Here is a 10,227-nt window from a genome sequence, read left to right as displayed (position 1 = left end):
GTATCTCGGCTGTACCCCAAATATATCTGGGTTCCCACCCAACTTTATTTTACTACATCTATTTATAAAGTTTAATTAATTTATGAGTGAGATTACACCCATTTATACATTTCAAATACCAAATCGTCTAACTTACTTGTCCATCTTAATCCAGAAATTTCAGGGAGAAGAGATCTATAATTACCCCAGTTTAAGATATGAATATCCTGAACTTCTAACTCCTTTAGCGATGATATACCCTGAGAATTATATGCAGGTTTATGAACATAAATTAACAATCTTTCAGCTAATTTAATTTCTACTGACCATTCAGTTTGAGTTGGGTTTTTAGAACCGTGAAACCTTCCAACATATATTTTAGTATTGTTAGAATCGTTAGTGTCCTGCCAATTTTCTTGGTAAATTCTTTGCCCTATAGTCTGAAAATCTGCTTTTCCAATATATAAAAGAACGTCATTACCATACACAGGGTGATTCCCATAAATCTGATAAATTCCATAATCGATTTCTTCATTTTTTAGTTTTACGAGGTCTGTGATACTGTATGGTCCATCCCAAAGGATTTGAATTAAACTCGTTTTTGTAGTTTCCATAATAAAAACATCCTTAATTTTTTATATGAATTTTACCATAAAAATAATCGTGTTTTTTCGAAATGCTGGCGGTATCCAATAAAAAAAGACACCCTAAGGTGCCTTCTCCCGACTTGAACTACTTTAATTTTAATAATATAGTTCTAATTTAAAAAACTATAAGGATTGTTCCTGTGGGCTTTGTAAGTAGTTTTTACGAAATTATGAGTGGTTATATTTTTTTTCGAAATATTCTTTTTTAATTATTTTTAATTTATTTTCGTTTTTTGTTAATTCAAATATAAATAACGCTGTTTTCATGTTATTAGCAACATTTTCGTCATTAGATTGTTTAAGCTTTAATAAGTTTGAACCTTTTCCATAGTATAGCTCACCCAATAAGTATAAAGTATTTAGATTAATAGCTAATTGGATGCCCTTATCAATGTATTTTAGTGCCTCTTCGTATTGACATGTGTAATTTAAGCATTTGGATAAATTATAAATGATTTTTAATTTAATTTCTTTATCTCTAGGAAAATCTAAGTTGTTAAAATTATTTAAACATCTTTTTAATATATTAATACTTTTTTTGTACTCTTTATTTTCCCCATGAAATATAGCCATTGTCTGCATAATATCTATTTCTCTTTCTGATAAACAATCAACATTCGTTACAGTTAGTTTTAATGCATTATTTAAAAGAGTTAAAGCAGTTTTTGTTGATCTATTCACCTCATATATAGCAATTGCTTCATGCCATAGTAGAAATTGTTTATCTTCTTTTGTTTGAAAATTATTTAAGTTTTTTTCTTTTGTTACTATTTCATAAAGCTCTGTATATTGATGTTGTCTTATGCAATCCTTTATTACATATTTTACATTTTCTATATATTTTAATTTTTTATTTTGAGTTAGTGCAAATATATTATTTGGATCAACACCAAGTCTTTCAGATAATTGATATAACAATATGCTAGATGGATAAATCACACCTTTTTCGATCTTGCTAATTTGGCTTTGTGAACATATTTCATGACATAATTCGGATTGAGATATATTTTTTTTAATTCGAAGTTCTTTAATGGTAATACCCAAATCGTTAAATTCCATTTTCTCCACCTACTATTTAGCGCTTTATTAGTATAATATTCTCTAAACTTAATGTAATGTAAAATTAATATAGTTGCAATTAGTATTTGTTGTAAAGGCCTTATCCTTTCTATAGGAAGATGAGGCTTTTTATGCATAAAGAAAAGACACCCTAAGGTGCCTTCCTCCGTCTTGAACTATCCTGTATTAATGCCGTTCCTATTAATAAATTAAATTATAAAAATAATTTGTTATACTTCCATGTACCCTAGCTGATATAATGTATAAGGCAATTATTGGTTAATTAATAGCGAACATATATTAGGGAGGTACATAAGTCATGGAGCTAATAATTTCTTCATTTGTATTAGTGGTAATATTCTTTATTCTTTCGATATCTTTAAGTGGTAAAGGTCAGCGAATAGCAAAAGAAGTTTTAAAAGAGCTTATTAATGGTCCTGAGGGAAAAATGTTGGTAGGTTTCTTTGGAACTGGAGCAGTTATGGGAGTAATTTTTGTCATTTGGCTTTTATTGAACTAAGCATTCCAGTTACTCAGGCTGATACAAGGTGCAAGAAAATTACTGGATAATTAAAGGTACATATATATTAGGAGGTACATAAACCATGATAGAGTTAGTTACGGCATTTTTCTTACTAATTCTCCATTCCATTGTTTATCTCCTTTCAAGTGGAGAAACTAAGCAAATAGCAAAAAAACATATAAAAGAAATTCTTAATAGTCCTGATGGAATAATAATATTAGTCTTTGCTGCGGCACTTTTAATCGGGGGGATATATTTATTAACATTATGATTTCAGATATCTTAGCTTAAAAGGTATAAGGAAATTAATAGCGCACATATATTAGGGAGGTACATAAGTAATGATAGATATAATATTCTCATTCTTCTTAGTGGTTACTTATTTCATTATTTATCTTTTTTCAAGTGGAGAAAAGAAACAACAAGCAAAAGAAAATCTAAAAGAAGTTATTACAGGTGCGGATGGTAAACTCCTATTAGTTACTGTTATGGGAATTCTAATCATGGTAATCTGGTTATATTTTTATGGTTTAGGTTTATGAATATAAACTAAAATCATATCCAAGTATACGAGATAATGGTTCACCTGGGAAGTATGCGTATTATGGTGGAGAATAGGACACTGGTGGTCTTTTTGGAGAAGCTAAATGTGTTATGAAACTGATGAATCGGATAATAGGTAGTATATAAAGGCCTTATCTTTTTATAGGAAGATAAGGCTTTTTTATGCATAAAGAAAAGACACCCTAGGATGCCTTTCGACTTGAACCAATTTAATTTTAATAATATGTATTGGACTCCCATCCAAATGTTTTATTACCGTACTTATCCATATTTTTAATTAGGAAAGAATGCACAACATAGTATCTTATTGTTGCTTATCCATATTTTTAATTAGGAAAGAATGCACAACATAGTATCTTATTGTTGCTTATTCATAGCTTTTATCTGTTCTTCATACACATATTTAGTAGTCATGAAGTCATTAGGGAAGTCGTTGATCACTTTCTTCATAACGTTTAGTTCTTCCTGAGATTTGAGTTCAATACCATTTAAATGATCAAACGCCTTAGATTGTTCATCTACTACGAAGTTCTGTGTTATGTAATCATCTGGGAAGTCTCTTTTTGCTTTTTCTTTGATGGCATTCATAGCAGTTGTTTTATCGATATTTTTTATAGGATTTGTAAATCCCGATGCAGATTGTTGAACATCTTGTTTAGGTTGTTCCTTCTTTTCTGGTTGAGCTTGAACATCTTGTTTAGGTTGTTCCTTCTTTTCTGGTTGAGCTTGAACATCTTGTTTAGGTTGTTCCTTCTTTTCTGGTTGAGCTTGAATATCTTGTTTGGGTTGTTCTTGTTTTATCTCTTTTTTGGGTTCGGTTGGAGTTGTTGTAGCTTCTTCTTTGTTGTTTTTTCCGCCAACAACAACAATTACGACAATGGCAATGATAAACCAAAACCACCACTTTGCATAAAATGAGTTTTGCATAATTCGTTTCCTCCGATTATAGGGAATGTAGAATTTCTCATCCAAGCATAACAAATCTAGTTACAGCTATTTTGTTGTATCATGTCGAAAGAAAATAAAAAAAGAGAGTCTCCGCTCTCACTAGTAGGGATGGTAAAATTATGATTGTTTTATTGCCTATATTCCATTTCTTAAAGTTTTTTGTAATTAATTTTTAAAAACCTAGCACGTTTGGGAAAAAATCGAAAGACTTGTTTATAATAATAGTATAGGATAAAAATTTAAAAATATATCGTAAGATTCAGAACGTATGTTCTTTTTGGTGGTATAATATGGACATAAAAAAGAAGACACATTTGTTTTCGTATTTTCTGTGGAAGTTCTGTATTTTTCAAAATAAGGTTTTATAGAAGTATTATAAATTAATTTCACAAACTATTATGAAGCTATCGGAGGATGTTGGGGATGGAACAAAATACAATCGAAAAAGAGTTAATTGAAATTGAAAGTAATATACAAGGAATCTTTAATGCGGCTCATAATGGGGATGTTGAGTCTTATGAGATTCTTTTGAAAATAAAAGAGGCGATCGGTAGCATTTGACGCTATCAATCGCCTGATATTTTAACTAGTTGTTTTATCATTTCGATAAGTTCTTTTTGTTTATTTGGATCCTTAGAACGGATATCTATCATTACTTGTTCTAAGTCATCCTTAGCTGTTAATTCAGGGTTCTTCTCATCTGATTCACCTAATACATAAGAAACGGACACATTAGCGAGTTTAGCTATATCTAAAGACGTTTTTCTCGATGGACATTTCTCTATTTCTTCGTTCTCCCACATAGAAACAGCAGATTTGCTTTTTAGTCCTAGTGCGTTAATGAATTCAGATTGACTCATTTTGAGTATTTCAGTTCTGATCTCTTTAACCCTTTTGCTAATCAATTGATGATTCATCAGTTTTCTCCCCTTTATAGAAGTCCCGTATACTATTATCTTTTACTTTTTATTCATTAACTATAGTCAATATATATATATAAAATTTAACAGAAAAGTTCACTCAAAGACAACCTTTTTAAGTTTTTGAAGAAAATTAAATTTTGTAGTTCGCAAAAAGTGAACGGCATGTTATTATCGAATTAACGAAACAAACAAAGGTGATAAACATGAAACTAAATATCGAAAAGACCAAAGCATTACGTAAAAAACGTGGTTATAGTCAGGCTTATGTAGGTGATTATCTTGGTTACTCAACAAAATCAGCGTATTCACAACTTGAATCTGGCAAGAGACAACCAAGTATATACAGATTGGGTTTGCTATCTAAATTGTTTGATGTTACGGTTGATGAATTGGTAGAAGGTTAACGAAAAGTTAACTATTATTTTTAACTAATCGTTCACTTTTTGTGAACGTTGAGGAGGAAAGAAAATGAATCAATTACAAGTTTTCAATAATGAAGAGTTCGGACAGGTTCGAACGGTAGTACAAGGTGAAGATGTTTGGTTTGTAGCTAAAGATGTGTGCGATGTATTAGAAATTGTAAATGCAACTAGATCGTTAAGTCGCTTAGATGAAGATGAGCTTCACAGTATGAAGGTCATTGATTCGCTGGGAAGACCGCAAGAAACAAACATAATTAACGAAAGTGGTCTTTATTCACTAATCATGACAAGTCGCAAAACACAAGCGAGAACATTCAAAAAATGGGTAACAAGTGAAGTGCTTCCTTCTATTAGAAAACACGGGGCATACATGACAGATCAAGTCCTGGAACAAGCGGTAACTAATCCAGACTTTGCAATCGGTCTTCTCACTAAATTAAAAGAAGAGAAAGAAAAGCTTGCAGCAGCAGAACAACAAATTGTACAGCAACAACCATTAGTAACATTCGCTGAAGCGTGTATGCAGTCGAACGAATCGCTAAAAGTGAGTGAAGTCGCTAAATTAGCAGCAAAACACAATATCAAGATTGGGTAACGTCAGTTATTCGCAAAACTTAGAGAATGGAATCTACTATTCAAGCGATCCACTGAACCAACTCAATCAGCTGTTGAAAAAGGTTACTTCGAAATTGCACAAGGTGTTAAACAGAAACCAAGTGGAGAGCCTTTCACATGGACAACAACATACGTAACACCAAAAGGACAAGCCTATATCATAGACCGACTGAAGAAAGAACAAGAACAGAAGGCGGTGTAAACAATGGAAGAAAGCACATACTCATATTTCATGGTATTGGTTGTATTTCTCATCTTTGTAGGATTGAACTACAAAAGCATAAAGCAGTTGATAAAGGATGAAATTGATGGATAGACAGCAGCGGGACACAGAAGAGAAAGCAAACATTATCAAAATGGTACGAGATTTAAAAGCTAGAGGGATACATAACAGCGCAGATAAGGTTGAGGAAACATACAAGTATATCACTCTAGCTAAATAAGAAAAAACCCTACAGGGGATGCAGGGTAATAACTAAGGGTATTGAGTTGTCGACTCCATAAGGACTTCTTGGAATGTACAAAGTGTAACACATAATTTATAAAAACTTTATATATAGATGTTACGAAATTATGAACATAGACAAGCCTTATATTGTCTGAATATTCAGTAATCTAATGTTATTCCCCGCCTAGCAAATAGGTTCCTGGATATTCCGATGCTCAAAAGCATCAAAAAAGCCCGTACAGAAGCACAGGCCGGTTGATACACATATCGGTAACTAAATATTAACAGAAATGCTCAGTAAGTACTATTGAAAAAATAAAAACCGCCTTACCCCTAAGACGGTCTGGAGAAAACACATATAATAACACACTTATATTATACCAAATGTTTTCTCCTACAGTAAATAAGGAGGAATGTGGAAATGATTGAAAATCCAATGTTAATTGGCAATCATCATGATTCATCAGCCAATGATTCTATCGGAAATTGCGAAGGGTGTTCTCAAGAGATTTATTTAGGTGAAGAGTATTTGGACTTTGATGGAGATTACATACATAACTCAACGGAATGCGTTGAAGAGTATGTAGTTGATCATTCAGTTATGAAAGTGGCAGGTGAATAAGATGAGCCTGCAAAGCAAAATTGAAGCTGAAATTCAAGTTATGAAGAGTTTAGTTGAACGATATAAGCAAAGTAAAGAACCTAACGCTGCATCGATGGTTGTAGCTTATGAATACGGATTACAGGCACTTACGGAAGTATATGAAGTTAGTAAACAAGCGGAATTATCACCATTTTAAAGGAGAGGAAGATTCATATGACAACTGAAAATTACTTTTCTAAATTGGCTCAAATAGATTGTTCGGAACATGTTGAAAAGAAAGGGCGTTTTAACTACTTATCATGGGCGTGGGCAGTTAAAAAACTTCGTGAGGTAGATCCAACAGCAACATGGGAAGTAAAACGATTTGATGGAGCGCCTTACCTCAAAACAGATTGTGGTTACTTTGTAGAGGTTGAAGTAACTGTACAAGGAATACCACTAAGTCAGATTCATCCGATACTTAACAATCAGAACAAGCCGATTGCAGAGCCTAACAGCTTTGATATTAATACGAGTATTCAGCGTTGCTTAGTAAAAGCAATTGCACTTCACGGATTAGGCTTGTATATCTACGCAGGTGAAGATTTACCAGAGATCCAAGAGGAAATGATTACTGCTCAACAAGTCGGTGCAATCAAATTAAACATAAAAAAATTAGCTACTCTTCGAAAAGTGGATGAAAACACGATTAAAGGACACTTAAGCATTAAAGAAGTTGGCGAATTGACATTAAAACAAGCCGAGGAAGTGCTTAAGAAATCAACAAAGTGGGTTAAACAGGCTGAAAAAGAAACTTCTGAAATCGAAGAACAAGAACAGGTTGAAAAAATAGAACAAACAAACTAAGGAGATGTTAAGCCTATGTTAGACAAAAATCAATCTAAAGTCGTCCTTCTGAAATGGGTGTGGAAGGGCGCACGGCATGAAAAAGAAGCAAGAGTAAAGGCGATTGAGTACATTACTCCCGATCGCTATCCAGGATACAAAGTAATTAAGGTTCAAGGTGACATAGCGGTATGCGAAAGGGCGAATGCGTGATGTTTCAAGTGCCAGTAAGACGTGGATCAATGAAAGAAATGTTAAAAGCGGTTCGTGATTTAGAAAAACGAGGTTACGACTATGTAACTCCTATTAGGAGAGTGTACAGGGCAGAAAAAACATTCTATAACGATGGGAAATTCAAAGGGAAAGACAAGATTAGGTTTACAGGCATGGACGATCATGTCAGTTACGAATGTTGGATGAAGAAGGTGAATTAAATGGCAGATGTTAAATGGATAAAGTTAACTACTAATATGTTTGAAGATGAAAAGATTCGATTGATTGAAAGTATGCCAGAAGCGGATACATTGCTAATTATCTGGATCAAATTGCTTGCTCAAGCTGGGAAAACAAATGCCAATGGTTACATTTTCTTAAATGAAAACATTCCATATACCGAAGATATGCTAGCGACAATCTTTAATAGACCGATAGCAGTTGTTCGACTTGCTCTACAAACCTTTAAACAGTTTGGAATGATTGAAGTTGATGGCAATCAGTTTATCAGTGTCTCGAATTGGGGGAAACATCAGAGTTTAAATGGGCTAGATAAGATTCGTGAAGACACAAAAAAACGAGTAGCAGCGTACCGTGAACGAAAAAAACTTAGTCTTTCAAACGAAAGTAACGGATGTAACGTTACAGGTAACGCAAATGAAACGGACAAAGAAGAAGAAAAAGAATTAGAACTAGAAAGAGATAAAGATATTAATAAACATATAGTCGAGATAGTTACCTACCTCAACGACACATGTTCCACTTCTTATCGTACATCAACAAAGAAAACAAAATCCTTAATTAAAGCTAGATTTAATCAAGGATTTACTATAGAAGATTTTAAGAAAGTGATTGATATAAAGGCCTCTCATTGGTTAACAGATGAAGAATATAACCAATATTTAAGACCATCAACATTATTTGGAACGAAATTTGAAGAATACCTAAATCAACAACTAAAAAAAGGAGCGGATAAAAATGTCGGTAACAGCAATGCAACGGGCAGCAAAATCCCTGGATTTAAAGGTGAACTTCCATTCTGATAAATGCATGAAACATTCTTACGGAACTGGTGACAAAAAAGTTATTAAACCAATTCAAATGATTGAATTCAAAGGGCAAGTTGTCTGCCCACGATGTGTTGTTGAGGAAAACGACAGAGTGTTAAAAGAACAGGCTAACAATCATTACAAAAAAATCAAAAGATCTAAGAAATTCAACATGCTTACTAAGCACAGCATCATTAGTAACGAGGAGATACTTAACGCTACGCTTTCTAATTATAGAACGGCATGTAAAGAGACTAGAACAAATAAAAAGCTTGTAGAGGGAATTGTAGAGAGCCTAAAAGCAGGAGAGGTAAAAAACGTATTTATTGTAGGTGTGCAGGGGGCAGGTAAAAGTCATTTAGCCTATTCAATCCTAAGGGAATTAAGAAGCCATTTTTATGAAATTTCAGATGGTGACAAGGATAATGATGAACTAACTTATTCGAAAATGAAAAGTTGCTTGTATGTAGAGATTGAACAATTGATGAGACTTATCAAGGATTCATTTAACAACAAAGATTCTAAGTACACGGAAGAGTATTGCGTGGATCTTCTAACAAGCGTGGATTTCCTGGCACTTGATGATTTAGGTGCAGAAAGCGGATCGATGAACAGAACGGACGAAGCGAGCAACTTTATCCAACGTGTACTATATGCGGTTACGAACGGAAGACAAGGAAAAGTCACTATTACAACAACTAATCTATCAAGCGGTGACATATTCAAGAAATACGACAAGAAGTTAGGGAGTCGAATTTTAAATAAAGCTGAAGCGATTGTATTTAAGGAAACGTCAGATAAACGTATTGAACATTTAGGATTCTAAGGGGGAAACAGAAATGAACAAGGATATTCAATTTTTAAAAGAGTTGCAGCAGGAGTTAAAAGCACAAGAAACTGATGGGAACGAATCACCACGGTTTTGGGTGATCAAGGATTATAGATTTGTTCCAGGAAACGAGAAATATGACAGTGGGCATGAGGAACATTTCTTTAACGATGGTGACTATGTTAAATTCTCTAAGTTTAGCGACTTAAAAGATTTTTTGGAAGAGTACTTTGAAGAGAAAGTTGATGAAGATGAAGAATTACAAAAGTTTATCAGTGATAAAAGCGAGAACTTTGATGAGCTGTGGGAGTATGTAGAAGACAATTTAAATAGTAATGGCTTTTTCGATACAGTTTTTGTTAAAAAAGAAGGGTTTATTGTACCTGATACTATGTTCCTAACGAAAGAAGAAGCGAAACGCCATTTGGAACTTAATAAACATCATTACACTTTAAAAGCTCATACATACGCTATGACGGCATGGCGGGCGCCAAAAGTGGAACGGTTGTTGAATATATTAGAAACATTTGATTGGGAATCAATCAGTACAAAGTAACCATTTTAAAAGGGGGAATTAAG

Annotated in this window: 19 protein-coding genes and 1 pseudogene; 16 read left to right on the top strand and 4 right to left on the bottom strand. The window is 33.3% G+C overall.

Annotated elements, in window-relative coordinates:
• Window positions 1–92 precede the first annotated feature (92 nt).
• A complete protein-coding gene (locus DM800_RS21100) occupies window positions 93–593 on the bottom strand; it encodes a hypothetical protein (RefSeq protein WP_147787543.1) in 501 nt (166 codons plus the stop codon).
• 201 nt (window positions 594–794) lie between these two features.
• Window positions 795–1,685 (bottom strand): helix-turn-helix domain-containing protein, encoded by an 891-nt coding sequence (locus tag DM800_RS21095; RefSeq protein ID WP_147787542.1) that lies wholly within the window; start codon window positions 1,683–1,685, stop codon window positions 795–797.
• Between the two features lie 319 nt (window positions 1,686–2,004).
• Here DM800_RS21095 and DM800_RS21090 point away from each other — a divergent pair, with 319 nt between their 5' ends.
• The 3 genes from DM800_RS21090 (at window position 2,005) to DM800_RS21080 (ending at window position 2,750) form a co-directional block, all read left to right on the top strand.
• Window positions 2,005–2,205 carry a hypothetical protein gene (locus tag DM800_RS21090; protein ID WP_147787541.1) on the top strand — a complete coding sequence of 67 codons (201 nt, stop codon included), beginning with the start codon at window positions 2,005–2,007 and terminating at the stop codon, window positions 2,203–2,205.
• An 85-nt stretch (window positions 2,206–2,290) separates the two neighbouring features.
• A complete protein-coding gene (locus DM800_RS21085) occupies window positions 2,291–2,479 on the top strand; it encodes a hypothetical protein (protein WP_147787540.1) in 189 nt (62 codons plus the stop codon).
• 70 nt (window positions 2,480–2,549) lie between these two features.
• Window positions 2,550–2,750 carry a hypothetical protein gene (locus DM800_RS21080; RefSeq protein WP_000565399.1) on the top strand — a complete coding sequence of 67 codons (201 nt, stop codon included), beginning with the start codon at window positions 2,550–2,552 and terminating at the stop codon, window positions 2,748–2,750.
• A 379-nt stretch (window positions 2,751–3,129) separates the two neighbouring features.
• Here the strand turns inward: DM800_RS21080 and DM800_RS21075 are convergent, their stop codons facing one another.
• Window positions 3,130–3,699: a hypothetical protein gene (locus tag DM800_RS21075; RefSeq protein WP_147787539.1), complete on the bottom strand. Its 570-nt coding sequence runs from the start codon at window positions 3,697–3,699 to the stop codon at window positions 3,130–3,132.
• Window positions 3,700–4,143: 444 nt separating this feature from the next.
• Between DM800_RS21075 and DM800_RS29360 the strand changes: the two genes are divergently transcribed.
• On the top strand, window positions 4,144–4,281 hold the full coding sequence (locus tag DM800_RS29360) for a hypothetical protein (RefSeq protein ID WP_179955705.1): 138 nt from the start codon (window positions 4,144–4,146) through the stop codon (window positions 4,279–4,281).
• Between the two features lie 5 nt (window positions 4,282–4,286).
• Here DM800_RS29360 and DM800_RS21070 read toward each other — a convergent pair whose 3' ends face one another.
• Complete coding sequence (locus DM800_RS21070) at window positions 4,287–4,637, bottom strand: helix-turn-helix domain-containing protein (protein ID WP_147787538.1); 351 nt, start codon at window positions 4,635–4,637, stop codon at window positions 4,287–4,289.
• 209 nt (window positions 4,638–4,846) lie between these two features.
• Between DM800_RS21070 and DM800_RS21065 the strand changes: the two genes are divergently transcribed.
• The 12 genes and pseudogenes from DM800_RS21065 to DM800_RS21030 all read left to right on the top strand — a co-directional run bounded on the left by DM800_RS21065 (window position 4,847) and on the right by DM800_RS21030 (window position 10,204).
• On the top strand, window positions 4,847–5,047 hold the full coding sequence (locus DM800_RS21065) for a helix-turn-helix domain-containing protein (RefSeq protein WP_147787537.1): 201 nt from the start codon (window positions 4,847–4,849) through the stop codon (window positions 5,045–5,047).
• A 64-nt stretch (window positions 5,048–5,111) separates the two neighbouring features.
• A pseudogene (locus DM800_RS21060) lies at window positions 5,112–5,882 on the top strand (BRO family protein).
• Window positions 5,798–5,983: a hypothetical protein gene (locus tag DM800_RS29355; protein ID WP_179955701.1), complete on the top strand. Its 186-nt coding sequence runs from the start codon at window positions 5,798–5,800 to the stop codon at window positions 5,981–5,983. The pseudogene DM800_RS21060 and the gene DM800_RS29355 overlap by 85 nt, the downstream one beginning before the upstream one ends.
• Window positions 5,984–5,988: 5 nt before the next feature.
• Entirely contained in the window at window positions 5,989–6,123 is a 135-nt protein-coding gene (locus DM800_RS29715; RefSeq protein WP_255447026.1) for a hypothetical protein, read from the top strand.
• Window positions 6,124–6,549: 426 nt separating this feature from the next.
• On the top strand, window positions 6,550–6,750 hold the full coding sequence (locus DM800_RS21055; RefSeq protein WP_098210949.1) for a hypothetical protein: 201 nt from the start codon (window positions 6,550–6,552) through the stop codon (window positions 6,748–6,750).
• Window position 6,751: 1 nt separating this feature from the next.
• Window positions 6,752–6,928 (top strand): hypothetical protein, encoded by a 177-nt coding sequence (locus tag DM800_RS29350; protein WP_179955704.1) that lies wholly within the window; start codon window positions 6,752–6,754, stop codon window positions 6,926–6,928.
• A gap of 17 nt (window positions 6,929–6,945) precedes the next feature.
• The gene (locus DM800_RS21050) at window positions 6,946–7,578 is read left to right on the top strand and encodes a Sak single strand annealing protein (protein ID WP_147787536.1); all 633 of its coding nucleotides are present in this window, start codon (window positions 6,946–6,948) and stop codon (window positions 7,576–7,578) included.
• Between the two features lie 15 nt (window positions 7,579–7,593).
• A complete protein-coding gene (locus tag DM800_RS29345; protein ID WP_179955703.1) occupies window positions 7,594–7,770 on the top strand; it encodes a hypothetical protein in 177 nt (58 codons plus the stop codon).
• Window positions 7,770–7,991 (top strand): hypothetical protein, encoded by a 222-nt coding sequence (locus DM800_RS21045; RefSeq protein ID WP_147787535.1) that lies wholly within the window; start codon window positions 7,770–7,772, stop codon window positions 7,989–7,991. The genes DM800_RS29345 and DM800_RS21045 overlap by 1 nt, the downstream gene beginning before the upstream one ends.
• Entirely contained in the window at window positions 7,992–8,813 is an 822-nt protein-coding gene (locus DM800_RS21040) for a phage replisome organizer N-terminal domain-containing protein (RefSeq protein WP_147787534.1), read from the top strand.
• Window positions 8,764–9,645, top strand: coding sequence for an AAA family ATPase (locus DM800_RS21035; RefSeq protein WP_147787546.1), 882 nt, complete (start codon window positions 8,764–8,766; stop codon window positions 9,643–9,645). The genes DM800_RS21040 and DM800_RS21035 overlap by 50 nt, the downstream gene beginning before the upstream one ends.
• Window positions 9,646–9,658: 13 nt before the next feature.
• Window positions 9,659–10,204 (top strand): hypothetical protein, encoded by a 546-nt coding sequence (locus tag DM800_RS21030; protein ID WP_147787533.1) that lies wholly within the window; start codon window positions 9,659–9,661, stop codon window positions 10,202–10,204.
• Window positions 10,205–10,227: the final 23 nt, after the last annotated feature.

Origin of the sequence: Bacillus sp. AY18-3 (assembly GCF_008042305.1) — a bacterium.
Taxonomy (GTDB): Bacteria; Bacillota; Bacilli; order Bacillales; family Bacillaceae_G; genus Bacillus_A; species Bacillus_A wiedmannii.
This window is presented reverse-complemented; position numbering and strand designations above follow the sequence as displayed.

What these genes read in the sequence shown, in the direction of transcription:
- DM800_RS21090 (WP_147787541.1), top strand. Translation starts at nt 2,005, where the DNA reads ATGGAGCTAATAATTTCTTCATTTGTATTAGTGGTAATATTCTTTATT.
- DM800_RS21095 (WP_147787542.1), bottom strand. Translation starts at nt 1,685, where the DNA reads ATGGAATTTAACGATTTGGGTATTACCATTAAAGAACTTCGAATTAAA.
- DM800_RS29715 (WP_255447026.1), top strand. Translation starts at nt 5,989, where the DNA reads ATGGATAGACAGCAGCGGGACACAGAAGAGAAAGCAAACATTATCAAA.
- DM800_RS21040 (WP_147787534.1), top strand. Translation starts at nt 7,992, where the DNA reads ATGGCAGATGTTAAATGGATAAAGTTAACTACTAATATGTTTGAAGAT.
- DM800_RS21085 (WP_147787540.1), top strand. Translation starts at nt 2,291, where the DNA reads ATGATAGAGTTAGTTACGGCATTTTTCTTACTAATTCTCCATTCCATT.
- DM800_RS29345 (WP_179955703.1), top strand. Translation starts at nt 7,594, where the DNA reads ATGTTAGACAAAAATCAATCTAAAGTCGTCCTTCTGAAATGGGTGTGG.
- DM800_RS21075 (WP_147787539.1), bottom strand. Translation starts at nt 3,699, where the DNA reads ATGCAAAACTCATTTTATGCAAAGTGGTGGTTTTGGTTTATCATTGCC.
- DM800_RS21100 (WP_147787543.1), bottom strand. Translation starts at nt 593, where the DNA reads ATGGAAACTACAAAAACGAGTTTAATTCAAATCCTTTGGGATGGACCA.
- DM800_RS21030 (WP_147787533.1), top strand. Translation starts at nt 9,659, where the DNA reads ATGAACAAGGATATTCAATTTTTAAAAGAGTTGCAGCAGGAGTTAAAA.
- DM800_RS29360 (WP_179955705.1), top strand. Translation starts at nt 4,144, where the DNA reads ATGGAACAAAATACAATCGAAAAAGAGTTAATTGAAATTGAAAGTAAT.
- DM800_RS21035 (WP_147787546.1), top strand. Translation starts at nt 8,764, where the DNA reads ATGCAACGGGCAGCAAAATCCCTGGATTTAAAGGTGAACTTCCATTCT.
- DM800_RS21045 (WP_147787535.1), top strand. Translation starts at nt 7,770, where the DNA reads ATGTTTCAAGTGCCAGTAAGACGTGGATCAATGAAAGAAATGTTAAAA.
- DM800_RS21080 (WP_000565399.1), top strand. Translation starts at nt 2,550, where the DNA reads ATGATAGATATAATATTCTCATTCTTCTTAGTGGTTACTTATTTCATT.
- DM800_RS21050 (WP_147787536.1), top strand. Translation starts at nt 6,946, where the DNA reads ATGACAACTGAAAATTACTTTTCTAAATTGGCTCAAATAGATTGTTCG.
- DM800_RS29350 (WP_179955704.1), top strand. Translation starts at nt 6,752, where the DNA reads ATGAGCCTGCAAAGCAAAATTGAAGCTGAAATTCAAGTTATGAAGAGT.
- DM800_RS21055 (WP_098210949.1), top strand. Translation starts at nt 6,550, where the DNA reads ATGATTGAAAATCCAATGTTAATTGGCAATCATCATGATTCATCAGCC.
- DM800_RS21065 (WP_147787537.1), top strand. Translation starts at nt 4,847, where the DNA reads ATGAAACTAAATATCGAAAAGACCAAAGCATTACGTAAAAAACGTGGT.
- DM800_RS29355 (WP_179955701.1), top strand. Translation starts at nt 5,798, where the DNA reads ATGGACAACAACATACGTAACACCAAAAGGACAAGCCTATATCATAGA.
- DM800_RS21070 (WP_147787538.1), bottom strand. Translation starts at nt 4,637, where the DNA reads ATGAATCATCAATTGATTAGCAAAAGGGTTAAAGAGATCAGAACTGAA.